The organism is Streptacidiphilus fuscans, from assembly GCF_015690355.1.
In the GTDB taxonomy this organism is placed as follows: domain Bacteria; phylum Actinomycetota; class Actinomycetes; order Streptomycetales; family Streptomycetaceae; genus Streptacidiphilus; species Streptacidiphilus fuscans.
Genome location: NZ_JADPRT010000020.1, coordinates 36963 through 53666 on the forward strand (window position 1 = coordinate 36963; position 16704 = coordinate 53666).

At 72.5% G+C, this 16704-nt stretch carries 13 protein-coding genes; 8 read left to right on the forward strand and 5 right to left on the reverse strand.

Going from position 1 to position 16704, the window contains the following annotated elements; all coding sequences use genetic code 11:
* The first annotated feature begins 119 nt into the window (after window positions 1-119).
* Complete coding sequence (locus tag I2501_RS34145; RefSeq protein ID WP_196198056.1) at window positions 120-2168, forward strand: alpha/beta hydrolase family protein; 2049 nt, start codon at window positions 120-122, stop codon at window positions 2166-2168.
* Between the two features lie 87 nt (window positions 2169-2255).
* Complete coding sequence (locus tag I2501_RS34150) at window positions 2256-2393, forward strand: hypothetical protein (protein ID WP_196198057.1); 138 nt, start codon at window positions 2256-2258, stop codon at window positions 2391-2393.
* Window positions 2394-2490: 97 nt separating this feature from the next.
* Here the strand turns inward: I2501_RS34150 and I2501_RS34155 are convergent, their stop codons facing one another.
* The 5 genes from I2501_RS34155 to I2501_RS34175 all read right to left on the reverse strand — a co-directional run bounded on the left by I2501_RS34155 (window position 2491) and on the right by I2501_RS34175 (window position 9435).
* Window positions 2491-3435 carry a 3-oxoacyl-ACP reductase gene (locus tag I2501_RS34155; protein ID WP_196198058.1) on the reverse strand — a complete coding sequence of 315 codons (945 nt, stop codon included), beginning with the start codon at window positions 3433-3435 and terminating at the stop codon, window positions 2491-2493.
* 147 nt (window positions 3436-3582) lie between these two features.
* Window positions 3583-4662 carry a Zn-dependent alcohol dehydrogenase gene (locus tag I2501_RS34160; protein WP_196198059.1) on the reverse strand — a complete coding sequence of 360 codons (1080 nt, stop codon included), beginning with the start codon at window positions 4660-4662 and terminating at the stop codon, window positions 3583-3585.
* 132 nt (window positions 4663-4794) lie between these two features.
* Complete coding sequence (locus tag I2501_RS34165) at window positions 4795-5670, reverse strand: MaoC/PaaZ C-terminal domain-containing protein (protein WP_196198060.1); 876 nt, start codon at window positions 5668-5670, stop codon at window positions 4795-4797.
* Window positions 5671-5953: 283 nt separating this feature from the next.
* A complete protein-coding gene (locus I2501_RS34170; RefSeq protein ID WP_196198061.1) occupies window positions 5954-7147 on the reverse strand; it encodes a lipid-transfer protein in 1194 nt (397 codons plus the stop codon).
* A complete protein-coding gene (locus tag I2501_RS34175) occupies window positions 7144-9435 on the reverse strand; it encodes an acyl-CoA dehydrogenase (RefSeq protein ID WP_196198062.1) in 2292 nt (763 codons plus the stop codon). The genes I2501_RS34170 and I2501_RS34175 overlap by 4 nt, the downstream gene beginning before the upstream one ends.
* Window positions 9436-9559: 124 nt before the next feature.
* Between I2501_RS34175 and I2501_RS40855 the strand changes: the two genes are divergently transcribed.
* From I2501_RS40855 to I2501_RS34205, 6 genes are all read left to right on the forward strand, one after another.
* Window positions 9560-10993: a M48 family metallopeptidase gene (locus tag I2501_RS40855; RefSeq protein WP_196198063.1), complete on the forward strand. Its 1434-nt coding sequence runs from the start codon at window positions 9560-9562 to the stop codon at window positions 10991-10993.
* 112 nt (window positions 10994-11105) lie between these two features.
* Window positions 11106-11780, forward strand: a complete 675-nt coding sequence (locus tag I2501_RS34185; RefSeq protein ID WP_196198185.1) for a class I SAM-dependent methyltransferase — start codon at window positions 11106-11108, stop codon at window positions 11778-11780.
* A gap of 197 nt (window positions 11781-11977) precedes the next feature.
* Window positions 11978-13351 (forward strand): hypothetical protein, encoded by a 1374-nt coding sequence (locus I2501_RS34190; protein ID WP_196198064.1) that lies wholly within the window; start codon window positions 11978-11980, stop codon window positions 13349-13351.
* Entirely contained in the window at window positions 13341-14342 is a 1002-nt protein-coding gene (locus I2501_RS34195; protein WP_196198065.1) for an N-acetylmuramoyl-L-alanine amidase, read from the forward strand. The genes I2501_RS34190 and I2501_RS34195 overlap by 11 nt, the downstream gene beginning before the upstream one ends.
* A gap of 84 nt (window positions 14343-14426) precedes the next feature.
* Window positions 14427-15599, forward strand: coding sequence for a hypothetical protein (locus tag I2501_RS34200; RefSeq protein ID WP_196198066.1), 1173 nt, complete (start codon window positions 14427-14429; stop codon window positions 15597-15599).
* Between the two features lie 92 nt (window positions 15600-15691).
* Entirely contained in the window at window positions 15692-16702 is a 1011-nt protein-coding gene (locus I2501_RS34205) for an LLM class F420-dependent oxidoreductase (protein ID WP_196198067.1), read from the forward strand.
* Window positions 16703-16704: the final 2 nt, after the last annotated feature.

Below are 16704 nucleotides of genomic sequence, written 5' to 3' on the forward strand. Positions count from 1 at the left end.
CTCGTACTCGAACGCGCACCCGCACGTCGCTTCCTTGCACACCCATACGCACACGCACACGTCTCCTACTTGTCCGTCGACCGCCCCTCCGCGGTCGACCGAGCAGCGGTGGTGCAGCCATGACCGCGATCCCCCTCACCGTCCCCCCTCGTCGTCCCGTCGGCGGCTCCCCCTCCGGCGCAGCCGGTGCGGCGGGCGGCCCGGCCTCCGGGCAGCCCGGCGGGCACATCTCGGCCGCGCTGCGGCGGGTGAGCTTCGCTTTCTCCGCCGACGGCTCGCATGCGGCCTGCTTGGCCGCCGAGGCGGACGGACGCTGGTTCGTGGAGAGCTGGCGGCTCGGCCAAGAGCCGGGCGGGCTATGCGTTCCGCAGCCGCTGCGGCCCGGTGCGGGCGGCCACCGGTCGGAGAACCTGCAGTCCCAGCTGCTGCCGCTGATCGACGGCCGGGTGCTGATCTGCCGTCACCAGGGACTCTGGCAGGAGCTGGTGGTCCGGGGCACCAACGGTCAGGCGGACCTGTCAGCGGGTCGCCTGCAACAGGCGGGCCTGCGGTTGCTGCCACTCCCCTGCCCTGCCCCCGGCGCTCCGGTGGCGGTGGCGCTCGGCACCGACGGCATGACCACCACCTCGGTCTGGCTGATCAGCGCCGACGGCGTCTGCGCGCCACAGCTCGTCGCCGAGCTGCCTGGGCTCCACGGCGGCGGGATCTGGCTGGACGAGGGCGGACGCCTGCTGGGACTGGACCGGTTGCAGCGGCTCGCCGACGGCTCCGCCCAGGTCAAGGCGGTCGCGCTGGACCTGGTGACCGGATCGGTCTCGCCACTGCTCGAACTCTCCACCCGCAGCAACGACCGCTTGGCCGCCTGCGATCCGGCCACCGGCCTGGTCCTGGTCCGCAGCGACGCGCCCGGTGAGGACCGGCTCGGCTGGGGGCGACTCGGGTCCGCCGAGCCACTCCGGTTTCCCGAGTGCCTGCGCGGCGGACGCCAGTTCCTGCGGCCGATCGCCATCGAGCCCGGGCGCAACCGGGTCGCCGTCCAGGCCGACTTTGGCGCCACCTCGACACTGGCCCTGTGGGAGCCGGGCTCGACGCGGGTCGACCCGCTACGCGTACCGCCCGGCCGACTCGGCGGCGTGGCGCACTGGTCGGCGGCGGGTCTGCGGATGCCGTACTCAGCCCCGGACCATCCCGCGGCGATGGCCTCCGTCGACGTCGACCTCCTGCTCAGCGGTGAGAGCAGACCGATAGTCCAGCCCGTGCCGCTCGGGCTGGCTCCGCTGCAGGGCGGTCGCGCCGGGTTCAACAGCGTGGTCAAGGTCATCCCCCAAGCACGGGAGACGGGCTGGCGGTTGGACGGCAGCGCGCAGCGCGGCGACGGCCGGCCGTGGGAGTCCGCGCAGACGGTGACGCTGCCGGGCGCGGCCGGTCCGCTGGAGGGAGTCGTCTACGGCGGCGACGCCTGGCTCACCGCCGAACACCTGGTGATGGCCCTGCACGGCGGTCCGGCCGACGCCTGGCGGCTGGAGTTCGAACCGACGCTGCAGCGCTTCGCGGCCGAGGGCATGGCCGTGGTCGCGCCCAACCAGCGTGGCAGCACGGGTTACGGCGCCGAGCATGCCGAAGCCGTCCAGAACGCCTGGGGCGGCCCGGATCTGGACGACGTGCTGACGCTGCTGCAGAGCATCGGCGGACAGCGCGCGTCGCTGGGCCTGCGCCAGGTCGCGCTCTTCGGCGTCAGCTACGGCGCGTTCCTGGCGCTGTTGGCGGCCGGCACCGCACCGGAGCAGGTGGCCCGGGTGGCGGCGGTGTCGCCGTTCCTGTCCGGCGCACGGCTGCAGGCCGAGGCCGGACCGGCGGTGCAGGGCCTGGCCGAACGGATGGGTGCGGCCCAGGAGCCCGCCGACGGCCGCGGCCCCCGGGACGTCCTGCTGCTCTGTCATCGGCTGACGTCCGAACTACTGGTCGTGCACGGCGACGCGGACGACATCGTGCCCGTCACCCAGTCCCGTTTGCTGCGGCAGGAGTTGCTGCGGATCGGCCGGGTTCAGGGGAGCGACTTCCAGTACGTCGAGGCGGCGGGCGCGGGGCACGAGGTCCTGGCCGAGGAGGGTGCGCCGCTGTTGCAGGAGTTGCTGGCGGGTTTTCTGCGCAGCGTGCGCCCGACGTGAATCGAGCCGAAGGTTTTACTAGGGTTGTCGGGTACGGCAGTAGAGAACGTGTACGACGACGCTGAGTAAACGGAGAAGACAACTCTCATGTCTGATGCCCTCACCGACATCAATGAGAACGGCGCCGAGGAGGACGCGCACGGCCGTCATCGGGGCCACGGGTCCGATGACGAGGTTCAGGAGAACGGCCACGCCGGCCACGGCCGTCACCGCCGCGGCGAGTAACGGTCCACACAGCTGAGGGGCGCGGGGTCCCACCGTCGTCCGGTGGAGCTCCGCGCCCCTGCGTGTGAACGCCCCCGCTTGCGCGTGAAGGCCGCCGTCAGCCCCCGTGCTTCAGGCCCAGTACGGCCATGTTGGCGAAGCCGTCCCCGGGCCGCCGCTCCGCGTAGAACGGCGACATCAACTCGTCGAGCTCACCCGGCGTGAAGGCCTCCTTGGCCGTGTCGAACTTGGCCAGCACCGGCGGCGCGCCGAGAACCGCGACCATGCCGCCGTGGACCACGAAGCACTGACCGTTGACGTTGCCTGCCGCCGGGGACGCCAGATAGGCGACCAGCGGGGAGACGTGTTCCGGGGCCAGCGGGTCGATCCCGCTCGAAGGGGCAGCCATCGAGCCGGTGAAGACGTCCTCCGTCATCCGGGTCCGGGCGCGCGGGCAGATGACGTTGGCGGTGACGCCGTAACGCGCCAGTGCCGAGGCGGAACTGGTGGTGAGTCCGACGATCCCGCCCTTCGCCGCCGCATAGTTGGGCTGCCCGGCCGAGCCCGCGACGAACGCCTCGGACGAGGTGTTGACGATCCGTCCGTAGACCGGCGCGCCGGCCGCCTTGCTGCGGTCGCGCCAATGGGCGGCGACGAAGCGGGTGGTGGCGAAGTGGCCCTTGAGGTGGACGTGGATGACCGAGTCCCACTCCTCCTCGCTCATCGAGAAGACCATCCGGTCGCGGAGGATCCCGGCGTTGTTGACCAGGATGTCCAACTGCCCGTAGGTCTCGACCGCCAGGTCGACCAGCGCTTTGGCCGAGGCCAGGTCGGCGACGTCGCCGTAGTGGGCGACGGCCTGCCCCCCGAGGGCGCGGATCTCGGCCACGGTCTCGTCCGCAGGCGCCGCCGAGGCTGCCCCGCTGCCGTCCCGGCCGGGCGCGCCGAAGTCGTTGACGACGACGTTGGCGCCCGAGCGGGCGAGTTCCAGCGCCTCGGCGCGGCCGAGACCCCGGCCCGCGCCGGTGACGATCGCGGTGAGGCCTTGCAGAGAGGTGGACATCCGTTGACTCCCGGTCGATGAGCGAGGTGCGGATCGGATGGAGCGACTCAGATCAGCACGAATCGGATCGGTACGAATCTGGTCGGTGCGGATTCGCCGCAGCGCGAACTGCGGCGCGCGGGCCGCACAACGGCGGCCCGTGGCTCGTCAGCCCAGGTCGATGACGGTGCGCAGGGCCTCGCCCGTGCGCATCTGCTGGAGCGCGTCGTTGACGGCCTCGAGCCGGACGTGGTGGGTGACCATGCCCTCGAGGTCCAGCCGCCCGGCCCGCCACAGCTCGAGGACCGTGCGGTAGGTGGCGAGGACGTCCGAACCTCCGTAGAGGGACGGCAGGATGCGCTTCTCGTTGAAGAACAGCTCGAACATGTTGAACTGCGCCATGTCGTCCATCGCGCCCGCGCCGACGACGACCAGCGCGCCGCCGCGCCGGGTGGCGTCGTAGGCGGTGCGGACGGTGGCGGACCTGCCGACGACCTCGAAGGCGTAGTCGAACCCCTCGCCGCCGGTGATCCGGTTCTTGGCCTCGTCGAGCTGGTCGGGGTGGACCGCCTCGGTCGCGCCGAAGCGCAGCGCCCACTCGCGGCGTCCGGCGACCGGGTCGACCGCGAGGATCTGGGCTGCGCCGGCGACCTTGGCGCCCTGGATCGCGGCGATGCCGACGCCGCCGCAGCCGACCACCACGACCGACGAACCCGGCTCCACCTTCGCGGTGTTGATGGCCGCGCCGACGCCCGTGGTGACCCCGCAGCCGATCAGGGCGGCCACCTCGTAGGGGACGTCGTCGGGGATCTTGAACGCGCACCCGGCGGCGATGACGCTCTCCTCGGCGAAGGTGCCGGTGGCGGAGAAGCCGAAGATGTCCTTGCCCTGGTGGGTGTAGCTGGGCGTGCCCATGTTCATGAACGCGGCCAGACAGAGGTTGCCCTCGCCGCGCCTGCACGCGGAGCAGGTGCCGCACGGCGGCATCCAGCAGACGATGACCCGGTCGCCCACGGCCAGGCCCTCGACGCCCTCCCCGACCTCGGTGACCTCACCCGCCCCCTCGTGCCCGGGCACGAACGGCGCGGGCTGCGGCAGCACGCCGCTCATCGCGGACAGGTCGGAGTGGCACAGGCTGGCGGCCTTCATCCGCACCCTGACCTTGCCCGGGCCGGTGGCCGGGACGTCGACGCCGTCGTGGACCTCGAGTTTCTCCTGGCCGGTCTCGTGCAGTACCGCTGCGCGCATCTTCGGGCTCCTCGGTCGTTGCGGTGCGGGGTCGTTGCGGTGCGGGGTCGTTGCGGTGCGGGATCGTTGCGGTTCACGTGTGCAGTGAGTGCGGTGCGAAGTCGATAAACCAGCACGGCATGTGCGTGTCCGTCAGGGCTGGTAGGTGACGACCGTGTCCGCCAGGACGGGGGCGTCGTCGCGGTCGGCGCTGGTCGCGCTGACCAACAACCGGTTCCCGGACGCCTCGCGCTCCTCCCAGATGCGGACGCGCAGCGTCTCGCCGGGGAAGAAGATCCCGGCGAAGCGGGTGCTGTAGCTGCGGACCCGGGTCGCGTCGCCGCCGAGGACGGTGTCCACGACCGCCTTGAGAGTGACGCCGTAGGAGCAGAGCCCGTGCAGGATCGGGCGGTCGAAGCCGGCCAGCTTGGCGAAGTCGGGGTCGGCGTGCAGTGGGTTCCAGTCGCCGGAGAGCCGGTAGAGCAGCGCCTGGTCGTGCCGGACCGGCACCTCGCGCTGATGGTCCGCCGCGCGGTCCGGCAGGGTGACCCGCGTGCTCGCGCCGCGCTCGCCGCCGAAGCCGCCCTCGCCGCGTACGAAGATCTCGGTGTCGCAGGTGTAGAGGGGACCGTCCGCGTCGGCCGCCTCACTGCGCATGACCAGGACGGCCGCCTTGCCCTTGTCGTAGATCGCGGCGAGCGAGCTGGTGAGCGTGGCCTTGCCGACCACCGGGACGGGACGGTGCAGTTCGATCCGCTGGCCGCCGTGGAGGACCTGGGCCAGGTTGATGTCCAGCCCGGGCAGGTTGAAGGCGCCCGCCTTGGCCAGTCCACCGCCCGCGACGGTGACGAAGCTGGGGATGACCTGGAGGTCCTTCTCGTAGGTGAAGCGCAGCTCGTCCGGGTCCGTGGCGGGACGCTGCGCGCCGGCGCCGATGCCAAGGTGGTAGAGGATCACGTCCTTGTGGTCCCAGGCGAGGTCGGTGGTGCGGTCGGGCGCGGCCAGCGCCACTGCGGGATCGATGGGCATTGCGGATGCCTTTCTCTGTCGCCGTCTCTCACTGGGAGTACTTGGAGAACGTGGAGACCCCGGCGCGACCGTCCGCACCGTCGGCCGCGCCGGGGTCGATCGACGCGGGCTCCGGCCGTCGTCGTCCTGCCGGTCCCGCGGGCTGAAGGGCTGGGCGTGCTGATCCGTGTCCAATCAAGTTGCAACAAGCTAGAACAAGTTCTAGCGCATTGCAGTGGAGTTGAGAACGCTCCGGCACGGCCTTGTCACAGCGATTCCTCGGGTGTCCGCCCCCGCCGACCGGTCACTTCCGCAGCAGGGTGACCACGGCCGCTCCCCCGAGGCCGATGTTGTGGGCCAGGCCGACCCGGGCGCCGGCGACCTGACGGCCCTCGGCTTGGCCGCGCAGCTGCCAGACCAGCTCGGCGGCCTGGGCCAGGCCGGTCGCGCCCAGCGGGTGACCCTTGGAGATCAGTCCGCCCGACGGGTTGACCACCCAGCGCCCGCCGTACGTCGTCGCGCCGTCGGCGACGAGCTTGCCGCTCTCCCCGTCCGCGCACATGCCCAGCGCCTCGTAGGTCAGCAACTCGTTGACGGAGAAGCAGTCGTGGAGCTCGATCACATCGACGTCCTCGATCCCGAGGCCCGACTGCTCGAAGACCGCCCGGCCCGCCGCCCGCGACATCGGCTTGCCGACGACGTCGATGCATGAGCCGGAGGCGAAGCTCTCCTCGGTGTCGGTGGTCATCGCCTGGGCGACGATCTCCACGGCGCGGTCCTGCAGGCCGTGCTCACGCACGAAGCGTTCGCTGGCCACGACGGCCGCAGCGGAGCCGTCGGAGGTCGGCGAGCACTGGTACTTGGTCAGCGGCTCGTGGATGGTGCGTGCCTCCAGCACCTGCTCCAGCGAGTAGGCGTCGCGGAACTGGGCGCGCGGATTGGCCGTCGAGTGGCGGTGGTTCTTCACCCCGACCAGGGCGAGCTGTTCGGCCGTCGTGCCGTAGCGCTCCATGTGTTCCCGCGCGGCGTTGCCGAAGATCTGCGCGGTGGGCGGGGTCCGCTCGAAGCCGTGCTTGGCGGCCATGATGCCGTAGTGCCGGGCGACCGGGCTGACCGCGAAGCCGTCCGCGCCGCTGCCTCCGCCGAGCGCGCCCTTGCTCATCTTCTCGAAGCCGAGCGCCAGCACGCAGTCGTTGATCCCGCCCGCCACGAACTGACGCGCCATCATCAGCGCGGTCGAGCCGGTGGCGCAGTTGTTGTTGACGTTGTAGACCGGGATGCCGGTCAACCCCACCTCGTAGACGGCCCGTTGTCCGGCGGTGGACTGCTGGTGGCAGTAGCCGACGGCGGCCTGCTCGACCAGGTCGTAGCCGATACCGGCGTCCGCGAGCGCGGCCTCGCCGGCCTCCTTGGCCATGTCCCAGTACTGCCAGTCCCGGGTCTCCGGTTTCTCGAAGCGGGTCATGCCGACGCCGACGAGGAACACCTTCTCGGTCATGCGCCACTCCTGTTCTGGGAGACGTGCTTGCTCTGGGAGTCGTGTCGCCCGGGTGCGTGTACGGGTGAGGGCACTGGTGCAGGCACGGGTTCCGGATCGCGGGGCAGGCCGAGGATCCGCTCGGCCACCACGTTGAGCTGGACCTGCGTGGTGCCGCCCGCGATGGTGAGGCAGCGCGCCATCAGCACCGCGTGTGCGGCCTCGCGCCCGACGCCCTCGTAGACGGCCCCCGACGGCCCGCACAGCTCCAGCGCGTACGCGGCGACGCGCTGCGCGTGCGGGGCGGAGACCAGCTTGCGGACGCTGCCGCCCGCTCCGGGGTCGAGGCCGTCCAGTGCGCTGAGCGCGGTCCGCAGGTCGATGCAGGTCAGCACGTGCTCATCGGCGGCGAGACGGCCCAGCGCGACCGGATCGGCGACCATGCCGCCGCCGTGGGCGTGCAGCAGTCGCCGGACGGCTGGCCCGGTGGGGCTGGAGTCGGCCATGTGCACGCGCTCGTTGCCGAGCGTGTGCCGGGCGACCTTCCAGCCCTCGTCGACCGCGCCGACCACGGCGTCGGCGGGGAGCCGCACGTCGTCGAGGAAGATCTCGTTGAAGACCGCGTCTCCGGTGAGTTCGCGCAGCGGGCGGATCTCGATGCCCTGGGTACGGCGCATGTCCACCACGAAATAAGTGAGGCCCTTGTGCTTCGGCTTCTCCGGTGAGGTACGGGCGAGCAGGATGCCGTAGTCGGCGGTGCGGGCGCTCGACGTCCACACCTTCTGCCCGTCGACGCGCCAACTCCCGTCCTCCTGGCGGACGGCGCGGGTGCGCAGCGAGGCGAGGTCGGATCCGGCCTCCGGCTCGGAGAAGAGTTGGCACCAGGTGATGTCGCCGCGCAGGGTCGGCATCAGCAGGCGCTCGCGCTGGTCCTCGGTGCCGTGGGCGACGAGGGAGGGGACGATCCAGTTGCCGATGGTCAGGTCCGGCAGCCGGACGTCGGCCGCGCGCAGCTCCAGCTCGACGACGAGTTGACGCAGCGGGCTCGCACCGAGGCCGTAGGGCTGCGGCAGATGAGGCGCGGCCCAGCCCCCGGGGGCGAGGCGGCGGCGCTGTTCGGCCGGTTCGAGATCTACCACGGAGGCCGCGGCGGCGCGCGCCTCGGCGCGGAACTCCTCGGCCTCGGGGGGAAGTTCCAGCTCCGGACGCCACTCCCCCGGCTGAGCCGCTGCCGCCTCGGTGACCGCGCGCCATAGCCCGCTCTCACCACCGAACAGTTGACGAACCGTCAGAGCTCGCCGCAGCCGCAGGTGTGCGTCGTGCTCCCAGGTGAAGCCGATACCGCCGAGGATCTGGATGCAGTCCTCGGCGTTGGCGCAGGCCGCGTCGACGGCGAGGGCGAGCGCCACGGCGGCGGTGAGCGGCGACGGTTCACGTGCGGCGGCCCAGGTCGCGGCGGCAGCCTTCTCGGCGCGGACCAGCAGCCCGGCACAGAGGTGCTTGACCGCCTGGAACTGGCCGATCGGACGCCCGAACTGCTCACGCACCTTGGCGTGTTCAACGGCGGTCGTCAGCGCCCAGCGGGCCAGCCCGCAGGCCTCGGCCGCGAACAGGACGGACGCGACCACGTCCGAAGCGTGGTCGGCCGAAGCGTGGTCGGCCGGAGACGTCATGGGCAGGGGTTCAGCGGCAGCACCGTCGAACTCCACCCGGGCCAGACCACGGGTGAGGTCCAGCGCCGCCAAGGGCGTGATCCGGACCCCGGCCGCGTGCGCGTCGACCGCATGCCAGCCGCCCTCGACGCGGACCACCAGTAGGTCGGCCTCGGCCGCACCCAGGACGGGGGCGGCGGCACCGCTGATCCGGCCCTCCGCCACAATCGACAGCCCACCCGACGAACCTGGCGAGCCCGGCGAACCTGGCGAACCCGGCACCCCTTCGCCGACCACGGCTGCGGTGAGCCCGCCTTCGGCAAGGGAGGCAAGGCGGGCGTCACCCGACGGGGCCAGCAGTGCGGACGCCAGCACGGTGGGCAGGTACGCGCCGGGCAGCAACGCCCGGCCCGTCTCCTCCACCACGACCGCCAGGTCGAGCAGGCCGCCTCCCCCTCCGCCGACCGACTCGGCGAGGTGGAGACCGAGCATCCCCTGCTCGGCCAACCCCTTCCACCACAAGGGCCGAACGGTCCCCACCGCACCCGGCCCCTCCGCCAGCGCGCCCCTGACCACCTCGCCGGAGACATCCCGCTCCAGCCGACGACGCACCGAGGCCCGTAGCTCCCGGTGCTCCTCGCTGATACCGATGGCCATCCACGCCCCTTCCCGGAACTGACGTGCCGTCAGATTAGAACGCGTTCCAGAAATTGGGAAGGGGCATGGGACTCCAGGGAAACCGCTTTCGCACAGCCGTCCGACTACGGCATGATCTGCCGCCGTGACCACCCCCGACACCAGCACTGCGACCAACACGGTGACCAGCACTGACGCCGCCTGCCCGGACTGCGGCGGCGCACTCACCGACGACGAGCGGTTCACCCGCTGGTGCCCCGCCTGCCGCTGGAACGCCCTGCCGAGCGCCGGTCAGGGGAAGGTCTCCGGCCCCGCACCAAGCGGCCGACGGCCGCTCGCGGGCCGTCTCGACCGCAGCGCGGAGGAGCGACTCTTCGCCGAGGTCAGCGCGGCCGCAGCCGACGGCAGGACGCTACGGCCCACCCTGTCCGCGAGCCGGTACGCCGCCGCCGCGTTGGCGCTTCCGGTGCACCTGGTCACTCTCGCCCTGCTCGCCGTCGGCTATTCGCTGCTGGCCCTCGGCACCTGGGTCGCCGATGTCTTCGGCGTCGCGGTGGTCCTGATCGCGGTCTTCCTCCGCCCCAGGCTGGGCCGCTACTCCCGCGTGCGGAAGAGCGCGCCGGCTCCCGGCCGCGAACGGGCCCCGGAGCTCTGGGCGTTGGCCGACGCCGTCGCCGACCGGCTCGGGACCCGGCGTGCCGACGCGATCCTGCTCAACTCCGCCTTCAACGCGAGCTACCGCCGCGTCGGGCTGCGGCGTCGGGTGGTGCTGACGATCGGGGTGCCGCTCTGGTACTCGCTCGAACCGCAGGAGCGTGTCGCTCTGCTGGCCCACGAGTTCGGCCACGGCGCCAACGGCGATGCCACCAGCGGGTTCTGGCTCGGAACGGCCCTCACCTCCCTGGCGCAGTGGTACGAGATGCTGCTGCCCGGACGCCGGTTGAGCGGTGGCCGCAGCGCGGGAGGCGGAATCGCCGTGATCGGCGAGGCACTCGCACAGGTCGTGATGTTCGCGATCCGCGGCCTGGTCGTGGTCTGGTTCCGGCTGTTGGAGCGGCTCACCCTGGCCGGCAGCCGCCGGGCGGAGTACCTGGCGGACGGCTTCGCGGTCCGCCTCGCCGGGGCGGACGGGGCGGCCGGACTGCTCGGGGCGCTCATGCTGCCGTCGGCGTACTGGCACGTGGTCCACCAGCGCACGGTCGCGGCCCAGTGGGTACCGCGCCGGCGCGACGCGAAGGCGGAGCAAGCCGATACGGCAGAGAAGGGGGAGAGGGCGGAGAAGGCGGACAGGCCTGCGGCACCGGCCGAGCGCCGTGCGCCGGAGACGCTCTGGACCGAACTCCAGGACTACGTCCGGTCGATCCCGGAGACGGAGCGCACCCGGCGGATCGTCGCCGACGAGCTGAGCGACGCCGTCGCGGACGGCAGCCACCCGCCGACCCACCTCCGGGTCGGGTACGTGCGCGCCTTCCCCGGCGCCCCGGCCGAGTTGACGCCGTCGGCCGAGACCTGGGACGCGATCGCGGGCGAGCTGCGGCCATACGCGGACCGGCTGGCCGCCCATGTCCTCGACCGCTGAGGTCAGCGGTCGAGCAGGGCAACTGGTCGCACCGCCCGCACCGCCCGTATCCGGCGCAAGTGACCCGCCGGTAAGGTGACCGGCTATGGACGCGACCTCGCAGGCCACAGAGATGGCGCAGACGTCAACGAAGGCCCCGACGGCACCGCAGCTCGACCCGGTGCGGCCGGACGCTGCGGTGCTCGCCGCGTTCGAGGCGGCCACCGGGTTCATGCCGGCTGACGAGGGCCTCGCCCTCTACGCGGCGGCGATGGACGCGGTGACCCGGACCGGGCTGCCGCTGCTGGAGGTCGGCACGTACTGCGGTCGGTCGACGATCCTGCTCGCCGAGGCGGCGCGGCTCGGGGGCGGCGTGGCCGTCACCGTCGACCACCACCGCGGGTCCGAGGAGCAGCAGCCGGGGTGGGAGTACCACGACCCGACGCTGGTCGACCCGGAGGTCGGCCAGATGGACACGCTGCCCCGGTTCCGTCGCACCCTGCACGCGGCCGGGCTGGAGCCGTACGTCGTGGCCTTGGTCGGGCGCTCCCCGCAGCTGGCCGCGCTCTGGGGCAAGCCACTCGGGCTGGTCTTCGTCGACGGCGGGCACACCGACGAGCACGCGACCGGCGACTACGACGGCTGGGTGCCGCATCTGGCGCCCGAGGGCCTGCTGGTGATCCACGACATCTTCCCGGACCCGGCCGACGGCGGTCAGGCACCGTACCGGATCTACCTGCGCGCCCTCGCCGACGGCTTCAAGGAGATCTCCGTCACCGGCTCGCTCCGCGTGCTGCGACGCGGCTGACAGGCCGCACCCGCTGCACTGGCTGCACCCCACCGCGCACGATATCCGGGCAGACCGGACGAAAACGCTCGGAACGTTCTGTTCCGGCGGACCCGTCCGGACCGGCCCAGAACGGATCGTGTCCGTCGGGAAGTCCCGCCGCACCCACGAACCGGTTCGATACCGTGGCCGCCATCGAACCGGGAACGAGGTGGCGCGTGAGCGAGCAGGACAACCCCGCACCCGCGGTGTGGGACCCGACGGCGCGCGGCGGCGCAGGCGGCTGGGTCCGCCGCGGCGACCGCGGCTCCATGCCGACGCAGCAACCCCAGCGGCCCCAGCCGCCTCAGCAACCGCCGCAGCAGTCCCCGCAGCCACCTCAGCAGTCCCGGCCGCCGGAGCCGCCGGCGGCTGCCGCGGGCAACTCGGCGGACGAGGAGCCGACGGAACTGCTGCCGCCGGTGCCCGAACTGGACCATCCGATGGTCCGCCCCTACGCGCCGACAGCACCCCCGACGGCACTCCCGACACCAGCAGCGGCACCGGCACCGCCTGCACAGGACGCGGCGGCCTCTCCCCAGGGCCAGATCCCGGCCCAGGCCCCGCTGCCGGCGCCACCGTCGTACCCCGCGCAACCGCCGCAGCCGCCCGCGTACCCACCGTCGTATCCGCCTTCCTACCCGACGGCGCAGGCCAGCACGCAGCCGACGGCGGAAGCGTCCACGCAACCGACGGGGCAGCCGACCGTGTACCCGGCCGCGCCTCAACAGCCCTACGGGCAACAGCAGCCCTACGCCCACCAACAGAGCCCTCAGCACCCTCAGCACCAGCCCTACCAGTCCCCCTTCCGGGAGCCCCACCAGCCGCCGACCTTCGAGTCCTACGGCATCACCGACAACGGGTCCGCTCCCCGGTCGCGCATGCCGCTGCTGGTCGTGGCGGTCATCGCCGGCGCCGCCGTGCTCGGGGTCGGTGCGGTGTGGGCGCTCGGGCCCGGCTCGTCGTCGGGGTCGAACAGCCGGGCCGTCGGGGCGACCTCGTCGGCCGCGCCCGCGGGTTCCAGCCCGGCCGCCACCGGCGGATCGGGGGCCGCGTCGCCGTCAGGAAGCGCCTCGGCCGGTGCGAGCGGGAACGCGCAGGCCCAGGCCCAGGCCGTGGACGGGCTGCTGAACGAGAGCAACTCCGACCGCAACCAGGTCGTCACCGCCGTGCAGACGGTGACGGCGTGCAGCACCCCGGCGTCCGTCGCCGCCGCGCAGGCCACCCTGCAGCAGGCCGCCACCGACCGACAGAACCTGATCAGCAAGCTCGGCCAGCTCGACATCTCCGCGCTCCCCAACGGGACCGCGTTGCAGCAGCTGCTCACCAAGGCCGAGAACGAGTCGCTCAGCGCGGACCAGGGCTACGCCTCCTGGGCGGGCGCGATGGCCAACGGGGGCTGCCAGCCCAACAAGGTGAAGCAGACCTCGGACTATCAGGCCGCGGGCACGAGCAGTGCCCAGGCCACGACCGACAAAAAGGCGTTCGTGTTGCAATGGGACCCGATCGCCAGCCAGTACGGACTCCACCCCTGGACCGAGAATGAACTCTGACCACCAGCACGACGACGACCGCGCGCCGCTCCGGCAGCGCTCCAAGGCCACCACGCTCGTGCTGGTGCTCTCCGCGCTGGTGCCGCTCTGCTTCGCGGGGTGGCTGGGCTGGCAGGCGTTCGCCGGAGAGCGCGGCACCGCCACCGCATCCGGCGCGAGGCCGTCGGCGGGCACGAAGAGCGGGACGCCGTCCGGCGACGGGGCCACGAAGGGCGGCGCATCCGCTCCGGCGTCGGCGGCGGGAACCGGCGCGGCAGGGTCCGGCACTTCGGGATCCGGCGCAGCGGGCACCGCCGCCAAGCCGCTGGCCGGCAAGGTCATCGTGATCGACCCGGGCCACAACCCGAACAACGTGAACCACCCCAGCGAGATCAACAGCCTGGTCTTCGTGGGCAACGGCAGCAAGGCCTGCGACACCACCGGGGCTTCGACGGACGCCGGCTACCCGGAGGCGGACTTCACCCTCGACGTGTCCCGCCGGGTCCGCACGTTGCTGGAGGCCGAGGGTGCCAAGGTGATCTTCACGCAGGACGGGGACACCCCGTGGGGCCCGTGCGTGACGCAGCGCGCCGCCGTCGGCAACCAGGCGCACGCGAACGCGGCCATCTCGATCCACGCGGACGGCGCGGGACCGACCGACTACGGCTTCCACGTGATCATGCCCGCCCTCGTCGACCAGGGAAGTGTGGACAACCAGGCCATCGTCGCGCCCTCGCACACCCTCGGCATGGACGTCCGCTCGGCGTTCGCCTCGGCCACCGGCGAGCACTACGCCACCTACATCAACGGTGGTCAGGGCTATGACATCCGCAGCGACCTCGGCGGCCTCAACCTCTCCACCGTGCCCAAGGTCTTCATCGAGTGCGCGAACATGCGGGACGCCGACGACGCAGCCAAGGTCACCTCGGCGACCTGGCGTCAACTGGCCGCCCAGGGCATCGCCGAGGGACTCAGCGACTTCGTCCTGCACGAAGGCAACACGTCGGGCTGATACGGTCCTAAACGGTCATGGGCGGTCCGCCCGGATCATCCGTCCGCCGCACCGTACTCGACGAATCACGAGAGGCCTGACACGGTGAATCTGCGAAGCGTCACCCGGGGAGATGCCGCTCTGGCGGCCTCGGCGCTGCTGCTGTTCGTCTCCTCCTTCTTCACCTTCTACTCGGCGGACGCTGGGCAGTGCGCGGGGTCGGGGGGCAGTTGCTCCACCAACGCCTGGAGCGTCGCGCTCTTCCCGCTGCTGCCGAGCGTCTTCCTGCTCGGCGTGGGCGGCGCCGTACTGATCCTGTTGGACCGTCTGATCGCCCAGCCCCCACAGGTGTTGAACATTCCGCTGCGCGTCTGGGGCACGGTGCTGACGGTGGCGTCGGCCTGGTCCGCGCTCTGGGCGCTCTTCGGTGGTCCGACCGGCTCCCTCTGGGGGCAGCCGGCGGCGACCTCCAGCCCGCAGGTCGGGGCTTTCCTGGCGCTGCTGTTCGCGCTGCTCGCCGTGGTCTTCGCGGTCACCGGTCCGGTGCTGCCCGCACTGACCGCGCAGCTGCTGCCCGAGGCGAAGCCGACGACGCCGGGCGGTCCGGACGCGCAGGGCTACGGGGCCCCTGGCTACGGCGCGCAGCAGCCGCACATGGGCCACTTCGGCGGCCAGCCGGTCCAGCAGGCCCACCCGGGTCAGCCGTTCCACGGCCCGGAGGCGACGCCGGGGCAGACCCCGCCGGCCGGCGGCGGCTACCCGTACGCACAGCAGCAGCCCCCCGCGCCCGCACCGCAGCCCGCGACGCTGCGCGAGCCTTCGCCGCAGGACGCGCCGCCGCGCCGTGAGAGCGGTGGCCGCACTTTCCGCCTCAAGCCGGAGCCGGGTGCGCCCAGCGCGGAGCAGGGCGCGGACGCCCAGTCCGGCCCGCAGAGCCAGGCGTCCACCCCGACGCCGGCCGCCTCGGCCGCGCAGCCCGCGGCGCAGGCGTCCGGGCAGCCGTCCGGGCAGTTCGGGGCTCCGGCTGCCGCCGCTTCGGCGGGTGCTGCCGCAGCGGGCGCGACGCCCGCGCCGCCGTCCTTCTCGCCGTTCTGGTTCGCGGTCCCGGCCGCGCGTCCGCTGGCCCCCGAGGACAACCCCACCGGCTCGCCGGTCGGTGAACTGGTGCCCGGCACCTGGTACCTGGCGATCGCCCAGCGCGGCGAGGCCCTGCTGACGCAGACCCAGGAGGGCAAGCGCGGCCTGCTCAAGGACACCTCGGGCATCCAGCGCGGCTGATCCGAAGGCCTGCCGGAGCAGCGGCGGCCATTGTCACTTCCGGACCCCCACGTTAATCTGACGCCCCGTCAGTTTACCGTGGGGGTTTCGTCATGCGCCTCGGTCTGGTCCTCGGCTACTGGGGCGCCGCGCCCACGCCGGGCTTCGTCGAACTGGCCCAGGAGGCCGAGCGGCTCGGCTTCGACTCGGTGTGGACCGCGGAGTCCTGGGGCTCGGACGTGTTCACCCCGCTCACCTGGATCGCCGCGCACACCAGCCGGATCCGGCTCGGCACCGGGATCGCCCAACTCGCCGCGCGCACGCCCACGGCCACCGCGATGCACGCGATGACCCTGGACCACCTCTCCGGCGGCCGGATGCTGCTCGGGCTCGGGCTCTCCGGCCCGCAGGTCGTCGAGGGCTGGTACGGACGGCCTTTCCCGCGCTCGCCGCTCACGGCGGTGCGCGAGTACGTGGAGGTGATCCGCCAAGTCCTGCGCCGCGAGAAGCCGGTGACGCTGGACGGCCGCTACCACTCCCACCCCTACGCGGGCTCGGACGGCACCGGGCTGGGCAAGCCGCTCAAGCCGATCCTGCACCCGCTGCGGGCCGAACTCCCCATCCTGCTCGGCGCGGAGGGCCCGAAGAACATCGCCCAGACGGCCCGGATCGCCGACGGCTGGCTACCGCTCTACTGGTCCCCCGAGCGCGCCGACCTCTACGCCGAGCCGCTGGCCGCGGCCAAGCCCGGGTTCATGGTCGCGCCGATGGTCCACGCCCGCGTCTGCGCGGACGTCGAGGAGGGCCTCGCCCCGATCCGGGCCATGCTCGGCTTCTACATCGGCGGCATGGGCGCGCAGTCGCGCAACTTCCACGCCGACCTGATGGCCCGGATGGGCTTCGAGGCGGAGGCCCGGCGGATCCAGGAGCTGTTCCTCGCGGGCCGCCGCGAAGAGGCGATCGCGGCGGTCCCGACGGCCTTCGCGGACGAGATCAGTCTTGTCGGGCCGCGCGAGCGGATTTCCGAGCGCCTCGCCGCGTGGCACGCGTCCCCGGTCACTGACCTGCTGGTCACCTCTCGCGACTCACAGACGCTGCGCACACTGGCAGAGTTGGTGCTCTGAAC

Bases quoted from the DNA above. Each gene is read 5' to 3' on its own strand.
- I2501_RS34145 (WP_196198056.1), top strand. From the start codon at position 120: ATGACCGCGATCCCCCTCACCGTCCCCCCTCGTCGTCCCGTCGGCGGC.
- I2501_RS34150 (WP_196198057.1), top strand. From the start codon at position 2,256: ATGTCTGATGCCCTCACCGACATCAATGAGAACGGCGCCGAGGAGGAC.
- I2501_RS34155 (WP_196198058.1), bottom strand. From the start codon at position 3,435: ATGTCCACCTCTCTGCAAGGCCTCACCGCGATCGTCACCGGCGCGGGC.
- I2501_RS34160 (WP_196198059.1), bottom strand. From the start codon at position 4,662: ATGCGCGCAGCGGTACTGCACGAGACCGGCCAGGAGAAACTCGAGGTC.
- I2501_RS34165 (WP_196198060.1), bottom strand. From the start codon at position 5,670: ATGCCCATCGATCCCGCAGTGGCGCTGGCCGCGCCCGACCGCACCACC.
- I2501_RS34170 (WP_196198061.1), bottom strand. From the start codon at position 7,147: ATGACCGAGAAGGTGTTCCTCGTCGGCGTCGGCATGACCCGCTTCGAG.
- I2501_RS34175 (WP_196198062.1), bottom strand. From the start codon at position 9,435: ATGGCCATCGGTATCAGCGAGGAGCACCGGGAGCTACGGGCCTCGGTG.
- I2501_RS34185 (WP_196198185.1), top strand. From the start codon at position 11,106: ATGGCGCAGACGTCAACGAAGGCCCCGACGGCACCGCAGCTCGACCCG.
- I2501_RS34195 (WP_196198065.1), top strand. From the start codon at position 13,341: ATGAACTCTGACCACCAGCACGACGACGACCGCGCGCCGCTCCGGCAG.
- I2501_RS34205 (WP_196198067.1), top strand. From the start codon at position 15,692: ATGCGCCTCGGTCTGGTCCTCGGCTACTGGGGCGCCGCGCCCACGCCG.